The sequence below is a fragment of the Cryptosporangium aurantiacum genome (assembly GCF_900143005.1).
Lineage (GTDB): Bacteria > Actinomycetota > Actinomycetes > Mycobacteriales > Cryptosporangiaceae > Cryptosporangium > Cryptosporangium aurantiacum.
Genome location: NZ_FRCS01000023.1, coordinates 14732 through 32923, shown reverse-complemented (window position 1 = coordinate 32923; position 18192 = coordinate 14732). Strand labels below are relative to the sequence as shown.

Below are 18192 nucleotides of genomic sequence, written 5' to 3'. Positions count from 1 at the left end.
CCCTCCAGGCTGGCGAGCGGGCCACGCGGGGGACCTACGGCGCGTACACCGGCCACTCGCCGGGCGTCTCCAGGTCCGCGACCCGCTGGGCGCTCGCCGTAGTGGCCAGGCACAGCGCCTTGAACTCCGCAGCGGTGAGCATGCTGTTCGACCGGTAGTTACAGGTTCCGGTCACCTTGAGATCCGAGGCGGCCATGACCACGGTCAGATAGCCGTCCTGCGTGGTGACCCGTGCCTCCCGGTCCTGGTAGATCGTGTTCGGCTCGCCGATGCCGTTGCCGATCAGGTTCGCGTTGACGCTGATGAACGTCAGTCCGGGGCCGCCGAAGGCGACGGTGGCAGCCGGGCTGTCGGTCGGGTCGGTCGTGGTCTGGAACTCCCGGAGCTCGTACCCCGAGGGCGGGCGGAGCGTGAACGGGAGCCGGGTCGGCGTCTCCAGATCGAGCTGTAGCGACGACGCGACGCGGGTGGCGACGGCCAGCGGCTTCTTCACGCCTTGCAGGGCGACCTGCGCCTCCGCGCCGGGTGCCCATTCCCAGCGGAGGATGTAGCCGGAATCGCCCAGGTTGCGCCACGTCGACCGGTGGCCGTCGATGAGTGGGCCGTCGGTCTCCTTGCCCTGGGAGTCCCATCCGCCCTTCTTCAGCTTGGTTCCCTTGGCGCCCACCTGGGCCTGCACGTACTCGCTGCCCTTTGCACTGGCGTAGACCACCAGGTCGGTGGTGCGGGTCGCGGTGCCGCGTTCGGTCAGCGAGGACGGCAGACCGTCGACCTTCAGCGAGCTACGCGCCGGGTCGAACTGCGTCGGCGCCGTCGCCGGCAGGTCGTTGTCGTTCGGGCCGCGGCCCGCCGGTGGGGCCGCCCGATCGGTGTTGCCGCCGACCGCCAGCACCGTGATCGCCATCGTCACCACCAGCACCATCCCGGCTGCGGCCGCGACCAGCCAGCGGTTGCGGTCGCGTCGCCGCGCCTGCGCTGCCCGGACCACCAGGTCCAGGTCGACCGGTGCCGGCGGGGGTGCATCGTCCAGCGCCCTGGTCAGCAGGGCCCGGGTCGTGGACTCGTCCATCTTCAGCTCCTCGTCCGGGTCGTGGCGGCACCGTTCGGCTCGACGTCGGGCAGCGCACGGCGGAGCGCTGCCAAGCCCTTGGCGGTCTGGCTCTTGACCGTCCCGGCCGCGCAGCCCAGCGTCTGTCCGGTCTCCTCGACGGAGAGGTCGGAGTAGTAGCGCAGGACGATCACCGCGCGCTGCCGCGGGGGCAACGTCGCCAGCGCCGCACGGACGGCGACGCCGGAGGCGGCATCGGGATCGGTGGTGGCAGCCTCGTCGGGCAGCCGGTCGACCAGCACGACGCGGCGCGCCCAGTTCGTGCGCCGCTCGCTGAGGAACGTGCGCACCAGCGTGGTGCGGGCGTAGGCGTGCAGATCGCTGGCAGCGCGCGCCCGATCCCACCTCAGGTACAGCTTGATCAGCGCTTCCTGGATCAGGTCGTCGGCGCGGTGCCGATCGTGACAGAGCAGGTAGGCCAAGCGTTGCAGCGCCGGTAAGCGCGCATCGACGTACTCGCGATATCCCTCGTCCGGCCGGTCGCTCACGCCGCTCCCTCCGGTTGCCGCCGTGGTCTCTCCCCTAAGAGGATGAGCCGCGGCACCCGGTTGCCCGGCTCCCACGGATTTCTCGCGCGGGTAGCCGGCGGGTCAGCCGGTTCGGCAGGGCAGGCTGACCCGCAGCCGCGTTCCGGCGCCGGTGTCGCTCTCGACCTCGGTCCGGCCGTGCAGGGCACGGATCCGGTCGTCGATGCCGGCCAGCCCGCCGCCGGGGACCATCCTGGCGCCGCCGGGTCCGTCGTCGGCGACCGTGCCGTGCAACCAGCCGTCGGTCTCGGTGATCTCGATGCGCACCCGCGCGTCCGGCGCGTACTTCGCGACGTTGGTCAGTCCCTCGCAGAGCGCGAAGTACGCGGTCGCCTCGACGGTCGGCGGCTTGCGTCCGGCGTCCACCACGAGTTGAACGGCCAGACCGAGCCGGCCCGCCACCTCTTCCAGGGCGGCCGCGAGGCCGCCGCTGCGTAACACCGTCGGGTGCAGCCCTCGGGCGAGCCCTTCCAGGTCGGAGATCGTGGCCAGCACCTCGGCGTGGCACGACGCGACCACCGATCGGGCCGAGTCCGGCAGCCCGTTGCCTGCCAGCAGGCCCAGCCGTTCCGCGAGCGCCTCGAGCTGACGCTGTGCGCCGTCACGCAGATCGCTCTCCAGCCGTTGCCGTTCTGCGGTCTCCCGTTCCTCGACTCGGGCCTGGGCGGCCAGCACCTGTTCGAGGTGCGCGGTGGCCACGGCCTGCAGTTGGGCGGTGAGCAGCGCCTGGCTACCGGCGCGAAGCACAGCGTCCACCATGACCGGGCGCAGCCGCAGGCTGCCGTCGAGCTCGACCAGCGCCAGCGGGGCGTGTTCGTCGGTGCGGACTGTGAGCCACCACCGTCCGTCGACCGCCGGACGGTCACCGGGCCCACGCACCGGGAACCCGTTCCGGTCGACGTAGGCCTGTTCGGTGGGCACCCAGAACAGCAACCGGAGCGTCGGGTCCCGGAGTGCGGTGGCGAGCGCGTTCCGGACGGTCGCCACCGAGGTGGTCGCCGACGTCATCCGCACCACCCGGTTCGGCGCCTCCACCTCGCGCCACCGTTCCCGCAGCGCACCGGAGAGCACGGCCAGCGGCACGGCCACCGAGACCGTGTTCTGCACGACGTAGAACGACATCAGCGCGTCGAGGTCGGTCCACGCGTCGGTCCGCAACGTGACGGTCGCCGCGGCGACGGTGACCGCGGTGGCCAGCAGCACCGGCATCGTGCCCGGACGCTCGGTCGGCGACAACTGCTGGGCGCGGCGGACCAGCAACACCAGGTACCAGGCCGCCAACCCGACCTGCAGGGCGATGTTCACGTCGATCAGGCGGTCGAACAGCCACTGGTTCGGTGCCACGGTCGGCCAGACGACGTCGGCGGACTGGCCGTTCCACTCCGGGTGCGACACGAACTCGACGAGGAACTCCTGGACGATCAGCACCTCGATCGCGGCGTACACCCAGTAGCGACCGGCTCGTTCCAGCCGGCCGATCGGATAGGCCAGCACGGCGGCGCCGGACACGACAAAAAACGCGCCCTCGCTGAAGATCGCGATCACCGGCCAGAGCCCGGTGTCCCAGATCGAGGCCCAGGCCAGCGCGCTGAACACGGACCCGAGCAGGAGCAACTGGCCGCTCCGGCGGCGGGCGTCCTCGCTGCCCGCGAGCAGTCCTGCGGCCGCGGCGAGCGCGGCGGCGGCGACAACGGACAGCACCGCGGCGGGCAGGTGGTGGGCCCAGTACGGGGCACCGCAGACCACCGTCAGCAGTCCGACACCGAACCCGGCCAGCCCGACGCGACCGGTGTGCCCGGGCACCGGCAGGACAGCGCGCATCTTCACTGCGCCTCCGCGGGCTTCGCTGGTTCCTGGTGGGCATGCTACGGAGTCGAGGACGTCCACTTGACCCCCGAACCGCGGCCAGCTCGTCCTCTACACTGGACGGCGGATATCGGCAAGGTGTCGCTGACGACCCACTCCTCCGAGGAGCCGCCCGATGACGTCCGGTCTTTTCGAGACGATCCAACGAATTGTCGCGCAGCAGCTCGCCGGGGTGCGGCGCTCCGCGGTCGGGATCGTCCAGGATCAACAAGCGTTGGCCAACGGCAACTACGCCTGCACGGTGGCGCTCCGCAACTCCCAAGTCGTGTTGAAGGACGTGCCGATCGCGACCGGAACGCTCGGTTACGTCGCCGCTCCGGCAATCGGCGAGACGGTGCTCGTGGAGTACATCGGATCGAGCCCCGACGAGCCGGTGATCACCGGCAGGCTCTACAGCGGCGAGAACCGGCCCCCACCGGCGTCCGCTGGTACCGCGGTGCTCCGTCTTCCGCCGGGCGCCGACGACGCGAACGCGGCACAAGTGGCCATCTCCGGCACCGACCAGGAGGTGACCCTTACGCTCGGAGACGACGTGAAGGTCTCGCTCCGGGGCGGCGACCCGGCCGTCGAGGTGGACGTCGGCAAGGGGCCGGCACGTACGACGCTGTCCATCGCGCCGGACGGCAGCGTGACCCTGGACGCTCGGAAGCTGACGCTGTCCGCCGACACCGTCGTCGACATCCGCGGTCAGGAGATCACGCTCTCGGGGCTGCAGCTGAACTTGCGTGCAGACCATGGCATCGCTCTCAACAGCAAGGGTGTCGTCGAGGTCAACGGCCAGATCATCAAACTCAACTGAGGGGCCGGAGATCCTGATGGCCGAGCCCGCGGCGAAACAGGGCGACCGAGTCGTCGGTACGGACATCCATGTCGTGATGGTGCCGACCCCCGCCGGGCCGGTGCCCACACCCAGCCCGCATCCGTTCGCCGGCACTCTTGCCGGTGCGCTGTCGAACGACGTCCTGATCAACGGGAAGCAGGCCGCCGTCGTCGGGTCAACGGCGGTGAACTCGCCGCCGCACATCCCCCAGGGCGGGCCGTTCCAGATTCCGCCGACCAACCGGGGTACGGTCACGGCGGGGTCCGCGACCGTGCTCGTCAACGGCAAGCCGCTCGCGCGGAACGGTGATTCGGTGCGGACGTGCAACGACCCAGTAGATGCGGTGACCAGCTCGATCACCGCGACGGGCAACGTGCTCGCGGGGTAGAACACCGGGGAATGGCGTGGCGCTGGATGTGTTGATGCGGACTCAGGTCTCCGCCGACGAGGTGGCGCGCGCGGCGGCCGGCCGCCCGTGCTGGACCGTCCGCCGATCGGTGTTCCGTCGGGCGCTGCGCCAGCTGCGCTACGCGAACGAGGCCACCGGCGTGGCCTTCACGCTCGATCCGGTGGCCGCGGGCCTGCACGTGCGGCTGAACCTGGCTCGGCCGAGCTTTTACGGTCTGGAGGCGGTCGGCGAGGTGTTCCACCTGGCCGAGGCCCTCCGGGCCGACGTGTTGTGTGCAGACGACGCGGTCGACGCGGACGATCTGATGAAGGTGTGGTTGGCGGCCAACGCCGAGGGCTGGGACGTCGCGGAGGAGGCGGGAGCCGAGTACGCCACGATCGAGACCGAGCCGTGCCTACGGTGGTGGCGCTGGCAGCGGAACCTGCCTGAGCTGCGCGCCGAGTTCGACGGTGTGGCGTGGCTGCCGTCCGTGACGCTGCTGATGGAGAACGCGACCGGCCGGGCGGTTCGTCTGTCGACGTGGGCGGAAGGCCAGGCCGAGGCGCTGCCCGACGTCGACTACGTGCTGTACCTGGCGTCGGTGGAACGCCCCACGGAGCCGGTGGCGATCCCCGCCGCCGTGGTGCGGGAATTGCTGGACGATCTGCTGGTCCGAACCCTGAGCACGGACGGCGTCGAGGTTCCGTACGTCCCGGTCGCCGCGGACGCGGTGGCGCGGGAGCGGGCCGCCGGACTCGCTGCGGACCATTCACCGCTCGCGGCCGACGCCTACCGCATGATCAGCCCGGCTCAACTGTGCGACCAGCCCGAATAGAGTCGGGCGGCGGGCTGCGATCCCCATGTTCGCAGCCCGCCGCCCTGCTTTACGGCGTCAGGTGACGCGGGTGCCCAACGTGCTGTAGGCCTCCGCGGAACCCCCGACCGACAGGTCCCTGTCCAGCGGGACTGACAGGTCCCTGTCCACCGGGACCGAGAGGTCCCGGTCCTGCGTGACGGACCAGTCCTTGTTGTGCGACTGCGACGCGGCCGCCGGGCTAGCCGCCACGGCCAGGGCAGCAAGGAGCCCGAGCAGTGCGGCGACCATCCTTCGTGAGGTAACCGTGCGCATCGATAGTTGCCTCCTCAATAGCGGGTATTACCCCACCAAGGCTCTGGGGTCAGGACGATGCCGTCATTACTGATCGACGCACACCCCTTTAGCCCGAGCGCACAGCTCCGCACGGCTCAGCCGCGGTCCAGCCTGGCCACGACGAGGTCGGTGAAGCCGTTCGTGAGCAGGACGACCGCGATGCTCGTGAGCAGGATGCCGGCGACCCGATCGAGAATCGCGGCCGCCGCGGACGAGATCCGCCGCTCGACGTGGCCCGACAGGTACAGGGTCACGCCGGTGACCACCGCATAGGCCAGCGCGGCCACCGAGAGCCACAGCCTGCCGGTGACGCCGCCCACGTCCGCGGACGCCGCGACGCCGAACGCGAACGTGGTACCGCCGACGGTCAGCGGGAACGTGATCGGCGTGAACAGCACGGACCGTGCCGCAGCCGCCTCCGACGCGGGCTCGGCGTCGGCGTCGTCGGAGGGCGGTGGTGCGACTCCGCCGGTGCCGCGCATGAGCGGGACCGCCGCGAAGATCAGGGCGATACCGCCGGTCGCGGTGAGAGCGGCGGTGCTGATGCCGAGGAGCTCCAGCAGCGGTTCGCCGACCCAGATCGCGAGCAGGACGAACACCACGACGTTGACGACCAGCCCGACGGCCAGGCGCAGCTGTTGGGAGTGCGTGTACGGGCGGACGATCGGCAGGTACGACGAGAGCGCTGCGACCGGGCTGTAGAGCGCGAACAGTGCGAGGAACAGCACCAACGCCTCATGGTCGAAGGACACCGTCAGAAGTCCACCGCGTCGCGGATGAGCGGGCAGGTCATGCAGTGACCGCCGCCCCGGCCGCGCCCGAGTTCGGCGCCCACGATCGTGATGACCTCGACGCCTGCCCGGCGGAGCAGGGTGTTCGTCTGCGTGTTGCGGTCGTAGGTGAAGACGACGCCGGGCTCGACGGCGACGGCGTTGTTGCCGCTGTCCCACTGCTGCCGCTCGGAGGCGTACACGTCGCCGCCGGTCTCGATGACCCGCAGCTCCTTCAGCCCCAGCGACTCCGCGACCACGTCGACAAAGGCCCGGTCGCCCTCGTCGACCACCTCGACGCCGGGCTCCCGGTCGCTGGGGAGCAGCGTGAACGTGTGGATGCCGTCCACGATCGTCGGGTAGAGCGTGACGATGTCCCGGTCGGCGAACGTGAAGATCGTGTCGAGGTGCATTGCCGCGCGCAGCTTCGGCATGCCGGCGACGACGACGCGTTCGGCGGCCTCGGCGGCGAACAGTGCGGCGGCCACCTGGGTGATGGCCTGCCGCGAGGTGCGCTCGCTCATCCCGACCAGCACGGCGCCGTTGCCGATCGGCATGACGTCGCCGCCCTCGAACGTCGACAGTCCCCAGTCCTGCTCGGGGTCGCCCCACCAGACCGGCGAACCGACGAAGTCGGGATGGAACTGGTAGACGGCCTTCATCAGCAGCGTCTCGTCGTGGCGGGCGGGCCAGTACAGCGGGTTCAGCGTCACGCCGCCGTAGAGCCAGCAGGTCGTGTCACGCGTATAGAGCGTGTTGGGTAGCGGTGGCATGAGGTACTCGCGGACCCCGGTCGCCTCCCGCGCGAGCGCAACGTAGCCGGAACGGAAATCGGTCGGCAGGTCGGACGTGGCCAGCCCGCCGATCAGGAAGTCCGCCAGGTCGCGCGGCTTGAGCTCCTCCAGGAACGCCCTGGTGTCGCTCAGCAGCCCGATCCCGACCTCGTTCGCGATGATCTTGCGGTCGAGCAGCCAGGTCTTCGCGTCGGGGATGGCCATCGTCTCGGCGAGCAACTCGTGGAGCTCGACCACCTCGACGCCTCGCCCGCGCAGCTTGTTGACGAAGTCCGCGTGGTCCCGTTGCGCGTTCTCGACCCACATCACGTCGTCGAACAGCAGGTCGTCGGCATTGGACGGGGTGAGCCGACGATGGGCCAAGCCGGGCGCGCACACCAGCACCTTGCGCAGCCGGCCGACCTCCGAGTGGACACCGAGGGTCATGACTTACCTCCTGACGGGGTCAAATGGAGATCCAGCCCGCGCTGAGCGCGGTGATGCCGGCGAGCGCGCCGAGGACCGAGACGGCACAGATGACGGCTTCGCGGCCGGAGAACAGGCGGCGGCCCTGCTCCCGGCGGGCCATGACGAACAGGAGCGTGGCTGGCGCGTAGAGGATGAACGAGACGAGGATGAACTTGGGGCCGGCGGCGAACAGCAGGAACACGGTGTACGCGACGGCCAGCACGCCCACCGTCAGCTCCCGCCACCATCCCTGCGGCTGTTCGACGTAGGTCTCCCTGGTGGCGGCGAGCTTCAGCGCGTACCCCGCGGCGAGCAGGAACGGGATCAGGCTCAACGCGCTGGTGAGGTCGAGCGCGAAGTTGAACGCGTCGTCGGAGAAGTACGTGACGATGAGGACGATCTGGATCAGGATCGTCGTCAGCAGCAGTGCCGCGAACGGTACGTCGCCTGCGGTGGTGCGGCGGAGGAACCGCGGCATGTCGTCGTCCTTGGCCGCGACGTACAGCACCTCGGCGGACATCAGCGTCCAGGCCAGATAGGCACCGAGCACCGAGACGATCAGGCCGACGCTGACCAGGACCTTGCCCCACTCGCCGACGGCGGCTTCCAGCACGCCGCCCATCGACGGCTGCCGCAGCTCGGCGATCTCCTCGTTCGGCAGGATCCCGTAGGACACGATCGTCACCGAGGCGAAGACCGAGAAGACCGCGAGGAACCCGAGCACGGTGGCTCGCCCGACGTCCTCGCGGCGCTGCGCGTGGCGGGAGTAGACGCTGGCGCCCTCGACGCCGAGGAACACGAAGACGGTGACCAGCATCGTGCCCTTGACCTGCTCGAACAGCGAACCCATGTCCCCGCTGCCGCTCAGGTTGTCGGCGAAGACACCGGGGTCGAGCGCGAACAGCGCGAGTAGCACGAACACCAGGATCGGAACGACCTTGGCGATCGTGACGATGCGGTTGAGGACCGCCGCGTCCTTCACACCGCGCTGGATCAGGTAGAAGAACACCCAGATGCCGATCGTCGACAGCACGATCGAGAGCACGGTGTCGCCGTCGCCGAGCGCGGGCACCACCGCGCCGACCGTGGACATGATCAGCACCCAGTACGTCACGTTGCCCACGCACGCGCTGGCCCAGTAGCCGAACGCGGAGAAGAACCCCAGGTACTCGCCGAACCCGGCCTTCGCGTACGCGTAGACCCCGGCGTCGAGTTCGGGCTTGCGCACGGCCAACGTCTGGAAGACGAACGCGAGCATCAGCATGCCCGCGCCCGCGATCGACCAGGCGATCAGCGCGCCGTAGACCCCGGTCTCCTGCGCGAAGCGGCGCGGCAGCGAGAACACGCCGGCGCCGATCATCGACCCGACCACCATCGAAGTCATCGTGAGGAACGACAACTTCTGGACGGTGGACGGGCGAGGTGCGGTGTCGGTCCCGGTCCCGGTCACCTCATGCCACGCCGAGTTCCTCGGCGAGCTCCTTCTCCTGCTGGTGCGAGAGCGACGTCTGCAGGACCTCGCCGCCGAACGGCCGCAGAGCCTCGACGAACTTGTCCTCGGTGCGGTGGGAGGTCATGATCACGACGGCGGACCGGCCCGGGGTGAGCATTGAGTGCACCCGCTCGCGGAACGACTGGTTGATGCCGGACTTGCTCAGCCGCCCCATCAACGCGCCGATGGCGCCACCGACGAGCGCGCCGGCGAACGGCACCAGGAACAGGATGCCGAACAGCGCACCCCACAGCGCGCCGCCCGCCGCACCGGCGGAGACGAGCTTGCCGGGTGTGTCGACGTGGCTGTGTCCCTCGGCGTCCACGTTGACGACGGCGAGGCCACTGAGCTCGACGATGTGGTCGCGCTGTAGATCGAGGACCTTCGCGTAGGCGCCCGCGGCGGCTTCGTGATTGTCGTAACCGATGATGATCAGGTCGGACATGTTTTCTCCCTCTGCCGGGCTCGGGCGCAGGACGCCCTGGGCGCTGCGCGTTGCCGCAGTACCGGGAGGACAGTAGGAAGAGGACAGTGGTCCGGGCCTCATCCGGAGCGGGTGAACCCGGAGGTGACGGCCGTGGCCATCACCTCCGGGGCGTTTCTTAGTGCGCGTCGTACACCTTCGACGGGGACGCGTTCCCGACGCCGATCCGGTGCAGAATGTCTGCCATTTACGATCCTTCGTCTTGGGTGCGTTGGATCGCCTCGGCGATCCGCTTGATCCGTTGCAGCCGGGCGTCCCACGCCGCCCCGACCGACGACAACTGGGCCACCGCGCGGGCGAGCTGGGCGTCGTCCACCCGGTACCGCTTCTCGCGGCCCGCAGGCACCGCCCGGACCAGGCCGACCCGGTCGAGGACGCCGAGATGCTTGGCCACCGCCTGGCGGGTGACCGGCATGTGCTGACTCAGCGTGGTCGCGGTGCCGTCGCCCTCGCTGAGCAGCAGGTCGAGCATCCGGCGGCGGGTCGGGTCGCCGATCGCCGACCAGAGATCGTCGTCGACCGCGGTGGTCATGACCGCGTCGCGAGCGTGCCGACGTACGGAGCCAGCCGGGGCAGGAAGTAGTCCCAGCCGGTGACGTGCTCCTGGTACTCGTGCTCGAGAACGGCGGTCTCCCAGCCCATCTCACGGAAGCCGGTCTCGGTCATCGTCAGCAGCGTCCCGCCGCCCGACGGCGTCAGGTCGAACGTGACCAGCAGCGAGTTGCCTTCCGCCGCGGGCTCCCCGGGCCGGTGCGTCCACCGGAACGAGAAGGTTCGCGGCGGCTGCGCGTCGACGACCGCGAAGCCCACGGCGATCTCTCCCGCGTCCGGGTCGTTGAAGACGAGCTCACCGGCCGATCCGGGGGTGGCCTCGTAGCGGGCGTCGTCGGGCCACCATTGTTTGAGGTGATCGGGGCTGCTCACGACCTCGAACACCACCTCGGGTGAAGCTTCGACGTAGATTTCGCGCTCGAGGGTTCCGAATTCCATACTGTCCTCCTGCAACCTTTGGTTGCGATCGACCGTAGTCGCGCAAACGCAGACCCGCAACCGTTGGTTGCGTGTCTGTTCTGGGAAGGGGTGAGCGGGCCGTGACCGATGCCGTGTGTGAACCCGGGACGCCGTTCGCCGCCGAGGTCGACGCGGTGCGCGACGGAAAACCGGTCGAGGACGCCGCCCGGAGCCTGACCGCGCAGCTGACCGACGCCGAGCTGCTCTGGCTGCTCGACGGGGACGAGAGCCTGCGCCGGGGCGGACGGGCGATGGCACGCGCCTACAACACGGTGCCGATCGAAGCCGGGCGCGTCGACCGCCTCGGCATCCCGGGGATCCGCTTCACCGACGGCCCCCGCGGCGTCGTGGTGGGCGCGTCGACGGCGTTCCCGGCCGCGATCGCCCGCGCGGCGGCCTTCGACGTCGAGCAGGAGCGGGGGATCGGCGCGGTCATCGGACGGGAGGGGCGGGCGCAGGGCGCCAACCTGTTCGCCGGGATCTGCGTCAACGTTCCGCCGTTCCCCGGCTGGGGGCGCTCGCAGGAGTCCTACGGCGAGGACCCGTTGCTGGCCGGCGCGATGGGCGCTGCGCTCACCGACGGCGTCCGGCCGTGGCTGCTGACCTGCGTCAAGCACTACGCGTTGAACTCGATGGAGGAGGCCCGCTTCACGGTCGACGTCCGGGTGGACGAGGACGTGCTGCACGAGGTGTACCTCCCGCACTTCCGCGCGGTCGTCGAGGCGGGCGCGGACGCCGTGATGAGCGCCTACAACGCGGTCAACGGAGTCTGGGCGGGGGAGAGCCACGATCTGCTCACCCGAGTGCTGCGCGAGACATGGGGCTTCGACGGCTTCGTGATGACCGACTTCATCTTCGGCCTCCGGGATCCGGTGGGGTCCGTAGCCGCAGGGCAGGACCTCGAGATGCCGTTCCGGCAGCAGCGCGCCACCGCACTCCCGGGCGCGCTACGCGACGGGCGGCTGGCCCGCGCCGACGTGGAGCGTGCCGCCGCCCGCCTGCTCGCCGCCCAGCTCCGGCTGGCGGTGCGGGCGCGCCGGACGCCGTCGAGCACGGTGGTGGCCAGCGCACCACACCGGACGCTGGCCAGGGACGCCGCGGTTCGGGGCGCGGTCCTGCTGCGCAACCAGGTCGTCGGCGACGCCCCGGTCCTGCCGTTGGCCCTGGGTGACGCGGACCGCATCGTGGTGTTCGGGCGGCTCGCCGACGCGCCCAACCTCGGCGACACCGGCTCGTCGAAGGTGCGGCCGCCGGCCACGGTCAGCGTCCTGGACGGGCTGCGGGAGCGGCTCGGCGACCGCGTACACCACGCGACCGACACGACGAGCGCCGCGGACGCCGCCGCGGCGATCGTCGTCGTCGGGTTGACCACGCAGGACGAGGGCGAGGCGATGATCGGCATCGACGCCGAGGCCGCACGGCTGCTCGGCGGCGTGGCCCGTCGGCGATGGGTGGCTGCGGTGATCGCCCGGCTCGCGGGCCTCGCGGCCCGGCGGAGCGGGATGTCCGGCGGAGACCGCCGGGAGCTGCACCTGCATTCGGACGACGTCGCGCTGATCACCGCGGTCAGCGCGGCCAATCCGCGCACGGTCGTCGTCGTGATCGGCGGCGGAACGATCATGCTCGACCCCTGGGACGAACACGTGCCCGGCATCCTGCTCGCCTGGTACCCCGGCATGGAGGGAGGCCACGCGGTGACCGACGTCCTGCTCGGCGACGCCGAACCGGGGGGCCGGCTCCCGGTGGTGATCCCCCGCAGGCGGGCCGACCTGCCCACCGTGGACTGGAAGGCCCGGACCGCGCACTACCCGCGGTGGTTCGGTCAGCGGAAGCTCGACCGGGACGGCGTGGTGGCCGCCTACCCGTTCGGTTTCGGCCTGGGTTACACCACGTTCTCCATCGATGACGTCGTCCTCGGGCCGATCAGCGGAGAGCTCGTCCGGGCCACCGCCACCGTGCGCAACACCGGAGACCGCGCCGGCCGCCACGTCGTCCAGCTCTACGCCACCCGAACCGACGAGCGGACGTCCCGTGTCCTCATCGGCTTCGCGCCGGTCTCGATCGTCGCGGGTGGAACCGAGGCCGTGATGATCGAGGCCACGCTCCGTCCGCTCCGAACCTGGACGGGAAACGGCTTCGGGCCGGTGCCCACCGAGCTCACGGTGGAGGCGGCCGCCTATGCCGGCGACCCGCACGCCGCGACGGCGTCAGCGTGACGCGAGGGCGTAGCGGACGCCGGTGAGGCGCTCCGACCGCTCCCACAGCGCAGCGGCGAGCGCCGTATCCCGCGACCGGCGGCTCGTCCGGACCAGCGTCGGGTGCCCGCGGCGCTGCAGGAATCCGTCCGGCCCGACGCAGGTGCCCGCGACGCCGGCCTCGGTTGCCGCGTACAGGATCGGCAGCGCGCCCATGACGGGAGTCTGCGCGGGTCCGCCCGCCAAGAGCTTTCCCTGTATCGACGTGTCCCGGCGCTGACCCTCGGTCGCGGCCACGCCGGGGTGGGCGGCCACCGAGATCGTCGTCCGGCCGGCCGCGGACAAGCGTCGGTGGAGCTCGTAGGCGAACAGCAGGTTCGCCAGCTTGGACTGCCCGTAGGCGAGCCACCGCTGATACCTGCGGTGTTCCCAGTTCAGGTCGTCGTGGATCCGCCCGAGCACGTGCAGCCCGCTGGACACCGTGACGACGCGGTCGCGTACCCGGTCGATCAGCAGGCCGGTCAGCGCGAACGCCCCGAGGTGGTTGGTGCCGATGTGGCTCTCGAAGCCGTCCGCTGTGGTACCTCGTGGCACCCCCATGACCCCGGCGTTGTTGACCAGGACGTCAACGCTGCGGGGAAGTTCGTCGGCGAACGTGTGGATCGACGACAGGTCGGCGAGGTCGAGGCTGCGCACCTCGGTCTTCCCGTCGATCGTGTCGGCCACCGCGCTTGCCTTGTCGACGTCCCGGCACGCGAGGATCACCTCCGCACCGGCTTCGGCGAGCACACGAGCGACCTCCGCGCCGAGCCCGCTGTTCGCTCCGGTGACCAGAACCGTGCTCATGTCGCGCCTCCTCGGTCGGACGACGTCCGTACCTCGACGATGTCTGACCGAGAAGCCCGGCGCGTCGTCCGGCGGGCGGCAGCGCGCCTACCGCCCGGGAGGCAGCGAGAGTGGCCCCGTACCTCCCGGGGAGTAGCCGATCCGAACCCGGTGACGCCGCTCACATCGTTCGCTAGGTTCCGTCCATGACGAGCAGAGATGTCGGAGTCGTTTTCAGTGGCGGCGCGTTCTTCGAGGGGCCGCGGTGGCGCGACGGCGCCTGGTGGGTCTCCGACTTCTATACGCATCGCGTCAGCCGGATCACCCCCGACGGCCGCGAGACCGTCCTCGCCGAGGTGGGGCAGCAGCCGTCGGGGCTGGGCTGGCTGCCGGACGGCTCGCTCGTCGTCGTTTCGATGAAGGACCACCGGATCCTCCGGTTAGCGGACGGCACACTGTCCTCGTACGCCGACCTGTCTGAGCACTGCGGCGGCCTGCTCAACGACATGGTCATCGACGAGGCCGGGCGCATCTACATCGGCGATTTCGGCTTCGACATCATGGCCGGCGCCGAGCCCCGCACAGCCACGCTCAAGCGGGTCGACTCTGACGGGACGGTCACGGTCGTCGCCGACGGCCTGCACTTTCCCAACGGTTCGGTGATCACCCCGGACGGCTCCACGCTGATCGTCGGCGAGACGCTGGGCAACCGGTACACCGCGTTCGACCTGTCCGCCGACGGGTCGCTGACCAACCGGCGGGTATGGGCGGAGTTCGGCGCGGTGCCGACCGGGACGACGACCGAGGAGGTCATCGGGCAGCTCGTCATCGCCCCTGACGGGTGTGCCCTCGACGCCGAAGGGCACATCTGGGCCGCGGACGCGGTAGGAAACCGGGCCGTCCGAGTGGCGCCCGGCGGCGCGGTGGTCGACGAGATCCGCGCTCCGGACGGACTCGGCGTGTTCGCGTGCATGCTCGGCGGCGACGACGGCCGCACACTGTTGATGTGTGCGGCACCCGACTTCTACGAGCACCTGCGAGCCGGAACCCGGGAGGCGGTGCTCCTCGCGGCCGACGTCGACGTTCCGCACGCCGGCCGCCCGTAGCTCGCCGGAACCACCCGTGACCGGGACGAAGTCGTCGTCGCGGGTGAGCGTCGGGTTGCTCTCGGATCGCGGTCCGGTCCTGCTGGCGATGATGCTCTCCACGGCGCTGATCGCGTTGGACTCGACGATCCTCGCGACCGCCGTCCCGTCGATCGTCGCCGACGTCGGGGGCTTCACCGAGTTCCCCTGGCTGTTCTCGGTCTACCTGCTGGCGCAGGCCGTGACCGTGCCGCTCTACGGCAAGCTGGCCGACCTGTTCGGACGGAAGCCGATCATGCTGGTCGGCATCGGGCTGTTCCTGCTCGGCTCGATCCTGTGCGGGCTGGCCTGGAACATGGGGGCGCTGATCGGGTTCCGGGTGATCCAGGGGCTCGGCGCGGGTGCGATCGCCCCGATGACGATGACGATCGCCGGTGACATCTACACGACCGAGGAGCGTGCGAAGGCCCAGGGCTACATCGCGAGCATGTGGGGCGTGGCGTCGGTCGTCGGGCCGACGCTCGGCGGTCTCTTCAGCGAGTACACGTCGTGGCGGTGGATCTTCCTGGTCAACGTTCCGCTGTGCCTGCTCGCGGCAGCGATGGTGATGCGGAACTTCGCCGAGCGGATCGAACGCACGCGTCCGGCGATGGACTACGCCGGGGCGGTGTTGCTCACCAGCGGGCTCACGCTGCTGATCCTGGCACTGCTCGAGGGCGGTCAGCTGTGGTCCTGGACGTCACCCGCGGGCCTCGCAATCGTCGTCGCGGGCGTCGTCCTCCTGGTGGCGTTCGTGCTGGTGCAGCGGGCCGCGGCTGAGCCGGTGCTACCCCTGTGGGTGTTCCGGCGTCGGCTGCTGGTCAGCAGCGGTGTGGCCTCGGCCGCGATCGGCGCGGTGGTGTTCGGGCTCACGTCCTACATCCCGACGTACGTGCAGGACGTCCTCGGGTACGGGCCGCTGGTCGCCGGATTCGCGCTGGCCACGCTGTCGATCGGGTGGCCGGTCGCGGCGTCCCAGTCCGGCCGGATCTACCTGCGGGTCGGCTTCCGCACCTGCGCGCTGATCGGCACGTCGATCGCGCTGGTGGGGTCGCTGCTGCTGCTCCTGCTCGACGAGCAGACGAGCGTCTGGCAGGTGGCCGGTACCTGCCTGCTGATCGGCGTCGGCATGGGTCTGACGAACAGTCCGACGCTGATCGCCGCGCAGTCCAGCGTCGGGTGGGGTGAGCGCGGGGTGGTCACCGCGAACAACCTGTTCCTGCGTTCGGTGGGCAGCGCGGTCGGCATCGCGGTCTTCGGTGCGCTGGCCAACGCCGTCCTCGGGAGTGGCCACCGCACTCCGGCCGCGCTCACCGACGTCGTCCAGCTCATCGCCGTCGTCATCGTCGGTCTGGCCGTCGTTCTCCTGCTGGCCGTAGCCGCGCTTCCCCGCAGTTCTGCGCTCTCAGACTGACGACGCACGCGTGGACACCGGCGCTCAGTCCCGCCAGTCCAATTGGGCGTCGATCACCGCAGCGACCCGACGCCAGGCCGCCACCAGTTGCGCCTGGTCGAACGCGCGGAGGTCGCGGCGCCCGTGGAGCCGGAACGGCGTGCGCTGCGCCACGCGAAGTGCGTCGTCGGCCCGGTCGAGCAGCGTCCCCGGGCCGAGGAGATCCTGTCCCTCCGGGATGTCCAACGCATAACTGAGTTCTCTGGCCAGGTCACCCGCGTTGATGACGAGCTCGATCAGCCAATCCTTGGGCTTCCGTTCGAGCGTCACGGCAGGCATGTCGAGGTGGTACCGGTTCTCCGGGATCAGCGGCAGGAATGCGAGCGCCATCGAATCGCGGAGTGCTTCCCAGTGCAGCACCGAGGTCATCGCGTGGTCGTCGGTGCCGACCGCGTAGTCGCCGGCCTGTTCCGGGCGCGGGAACAGCGGCAGCCGAGATCCTTCGCTGGCGAACACCGCCGAGGTGTCTCCCTCGTCGTCGGTGACGTAGGTGCGCACGGCGTAACCGACCCGGTCGCCGATCGCGACTTCGACGAGGTGGACGGGGAAGTCCCTGGGCAGCACCCCGCGCGGTGGAATCCCGTTGACGGCCGGCGGTATCCGTGGAGCGGTCTCGGCCGGAGGCCTGGGCAGCGCGATCGGCGCGGGCGCGACCGGTGGTGCGATGGGTCGCCCGGCGGCCGCGTAGAGGCACCCGTGCGCGACGACGAGCTCGGGCTGGTCGATGACGGTCGGGGCGATCTGGAGTTGGCGGTGCAGTAGCGCGGTTATCAGCGGGATCCGGCTCGACCCACCGACGAGGAACACCCCGGCGACGTTCTCCCGGAGCGCCTTGGCCGAGCGGAGGATCTCCAAGGTGGTGGCCACGGTGCGGTCGAGGTGTGGCCGGGCCGCGGTCTCGAACTCGTCGCGGGTCAGGTGCACGTCGATATCGACCAGCGGTACGTGCAGGTCCGCCCAGGTGTGCCGGGACAGCAACTCCTTCGCCGCGCGCACGCCCAGCCAGAGGTCGCGCCGTGCGCGGTGGTCGGCGCTGGTGTCCGGCCAGTCCAGCCGGGCCCATCCGGCACCCGCCTGGTCGGTCAGGGACCGTGCGTGGTCGACGACCACCGCGTCCAGATCCAGGCCGCCGACATCGGCCAGGCCGCCGGCGGCAAATACTTCGAACCCGGACGCTGTCCGGCGCACCATGCTGAGATCGAACGTGCCCGCGCCGAGGTCGTAAACGACGAGATCACGGCCGGGCGCGACCTCGCGGCCCAGGATCGCGGCGAAGTACGCGGCCGCGGCGACCGGCTCGGGAACGAACGTTACCGGTGGCATGCCGGCCCGCTCGGCCGCGGCCGCGAGCCGTCCCAGCCGGGTGCGGGCCCAGGTCGCCGGATGGGTCACGACGACGTCGGTCGGCGGGGCGCCGCAGACCCGGCACGCCTCGGACCACACCCGGCCGAGTACGGCCGCGATCAGGTCGACGACGGCGATCTCGCGTTCTCCCAGCCACGTGGTCTCGTCGTCGACGCGTCGTTTGGGGTGGGGCTCCAGCCCGGCCGGGTAGGCGAGCGCCGCCCGTTCGGCGTCGGCCCCGACCAGCGGGGTGGCGTCGGGTCCGATGAAGACCGACGAGGGCAGCAGCGGCGAGGCGTCGAACAGTAACGGCGTGACCGAGCCGTCGGGGCGCTGCACCATGCCCACGGTGGCCGAGGTGCCGAAGTCAACACCCAGTCGCACCGAGTGCACC

At 70.6% G+C, this 18192-nt stretch carries 18 protein-coding genes; 6 read left to right on the top strand and 12 right to left on the bottom strand.

The window, feature by feature from the left end; genetic code table 11:
- Positions 1-34 precede the first annotated feature (34 nt).
- The 3 genes from BUB75_RS39650 to BUB75_RS46790 all read right to left on the bottom strand — a co-directional run bounded on the left by BUB75_RS39650 (position 35) and on the right by BUB75_RS46790 (position 3456).
- Complete coding sequence (locus BUB75_RS39650) at positions 35-1069, bottom strand: hypothetical protein (RefSeq protein WP_073265202.1); 1035 nt, start codon at positions 1067-1069, stop codon at positions 35-37.
- Between the two features lie 2 nt (positions 1070-1071).
- On the bottom strand, positions 1072-1596 hold the full coding sequence (locus BUB75_RS39645) for a SigE family RNA polymerase sigma factor (RefSeq protein WP_073265200.1): 525 nt from the start codon (positions 1594-1596) through the stop codon (positions 1072-1074).
- Positions 1597-1698: 102 nt separating this feature from the next.
- On the bottom strand, positions 1699-3456 hold the full coding sequence (locus BUB75_RS46790) for a sensor histidine kinase (RefSeq protein WP_178380097.1): 1758 nt from the start codon (positions 3454-3456) through the stop codon (positions 1699-1701).
- A gap of 160 nt (positions 3457-3616) precedes the next feature.
- Between BUB75_RS46790 and BUB75_RS39635 the strand changes: the two genes are divergently transcribed.
- The 3 genes from BUB75_RS39635 to BUB75_RS39625 are packed head-to-tail and all read left to right on the top strand — an operon-like array spanning position 3617 to position 5544.
- On the top strand, positions 3617-4300 hold the full coding sequence (locus BUB75_RS39635; RefSeq protein ID WP_073265196.1) for a type VI secretion system Vgr family protein: 684 nt from the start codon (positions 3617-3619) through the stop codon (positions 4298-4300).
- 16 nt (positions 4301-4316) lie between these two features.
- A complete protein-coding gene (locus tag BUB75_RS39630; protein WP_073265194.1) occupies positions 4317-4709 on the top strand; it encodes a PAAR domain-containing protein in 393 nt (130 codons plus the stop codon).
- Between the two features lie 34 nt (positions 4710-4743).
- The gene (locus tag BUB75_RS39625; protein ID WP_073265192.1) at positions 4744-5544 is read left to right on the top strand and encodes a hypothetical protein; all 801 of its coding nucleotides are present in this window, start codon (positions 4744-4746) and stop codon (positions 5542-5544) included.
- Positions 5545-5601: 57 nt separating this feature from the next.
- Here the strand turns inward: BUB75_RS39625 and BUB75_RS39620 are convergent, their stop codons facing one another.
- The 7 genes from BUB75_RS39620 to BUB75_RS39590 all read right to left on the bottom strand — a co-directional run bounded on the left by BUB75_RS39620 (position 5602) and on the right by BUB75_RS39590 (position 10836).
- A complete protein-coding gene (locus BUB75_RS39620) occupies positions 5602-5838 on the bottom strand; it encodes a hypothetical protein (RefSeq protein ID WP_143175710.1) in 237 nt (78 codons plus the stop codon).
- A 116-nt stretch (positions 5839-5954) separates the two neighbouring features.
- Positions 5955-6611, bottom strand: a complete 657-nt coding sequence (locus tag BUB75_RS39615; RefSeq protein WP_073265187.1) for a MarC family protein — start codon at positions 6609-6611, stop codon at positions 5955-5957.
- A gap of 2 nt (positions 6612-6613) precedes the next feature.
- Positions 6614-7849: an arginine deiminase gene (locus BUB75_RS39610; RefSeq protein WP_073265185.1), complete on the bottom strand. Its 1236-nt coding sequence runs from the start codon at positions 7847-7849 to the stop codon at positions 6614-6616.
- Between the two features lie 19 nt (positions 7850-7868).
- Positions 7869-9320: a basic amino acid/polyamine antiporter gene (locus BUB75_RS39605; protein WP_073265183.1), complete on the bottom strand. Its 1452-nt coding sequence runs from the start codon at positions 9318-9320 to the stop codon at positions 7869-7871.
- Position 9321: 1 nt separating this feature from the next.
- Positions 9322-9807 carry a DUF1269 domain-containing protein gene (locus BUB75_RS39600; protein WP_073265181.1) on the bottom strand — a complete coding sequence of 162 codons (486 nt, stop codon included), beginning with the start codon at positions 9805-9807 and terminating at the stop codon, positions 9322-9324.
- A 226-nt stretch (positions 9808-10033) separates the two neighbouring features.
- On the bottom strand, positions 10034-10378 hold the full coding sequence (locus BUB75_RS39595) for an ArsR/SmtB family transcription factor (protein ID WP_073265179.1): 345 nt from the start codon (positions 10376-10378) through the stop codon (positions 10034-10036).
- Entirely contained in the window at positions 10375-10836 is a 462-nt protein-coding gene (locus tag BUB75_RS39590) for an SRPBCC family protein (protein WP_073265177.1), read from the bottom strand. Before BUB75_RS39590 ends, BUB75_RS39595 begins: the two co-directional genes overlap by 4 nt.
- Positions 10837-10937: 101 nt before the next feature.
- On the opposite strand from BUB75_RS39590, the gene BUB75_RS39585 reads away from it, so the two are divergent.
- Positions 10938-13073, top strand: a complete 2136-nt coding sequence (locus tag BUB75_RS39585; RefSeq protein ID WP_218618052.1) for a glycoside hydrolase family 3 protein — start codon at positions 10938-10940, stop codon at positions 13071-13073.
- On the opposite strand, the gene BUB75_RS39580 is transcribed toward BUB75_RS39585, so the two are convergent.
- Positions 13065-13898 (bottom strand): oxidoreductase, encoded by an 834-nt coding sequence (locus BUB75_RS39580; RefSeq protein WP_073265175.1) that lies wholly within the window; start codon positions 13896-13898, stop codon positions 13065-13067. The genes BUB75_RS39585 and BUB75_RS39580 overlap by 9 nt on opposite strands.
- A gap of 185 nt (positions 13899-14083) precedes the next feature.
- On the opposite strand from BUB75_RS39580, the gene BUB75_RS39575 reads away from it, so the two are divergent.
- Together BUB75_RS39575 and BUB75_RS39570 are read left to right on the top strand one after the other, a co-directional pair.
- On the top strand, positions 14084-14983 hold the full coding sequence (locus BUB75_RS39575; RefSeq protein WP_073265173.1) for an SMP-30/gluconolactonase/LRE family protein: 900 nt from the start codon (positions 14084-14086) through the stop codon (positions 14981-14983).
- An 88-nt stretch (positions 14984-15071) separates the two neighbouring features.
- Positions 15072-16415, top strand: coding sequence for an MFS transporter (locus tag BUB75_RS39570; RefSeq protein WP_084742315.1), 1344 nt, complete (start codon positions 15072-15074; stop codon positions 16413-16415).
- Between the two features lie 24 nt (positions 16416-16439).
- Here the strand turns inward: BUB75_RS39570 and BUB75_RS39565 are convergent, their stop codons facing one another.
- On the bottom strand, positions 16440-18182 hold the full coding sequence (locus BUB75_RS39565; protein WP_143175708.1) for an Hsp70 family protein: 1743 nt from the start codon (positions 18180-18182) through the stop codon (positions 16440-16442).
- Positions 18183-18192 lie beyond the last annotated feature (10 nt).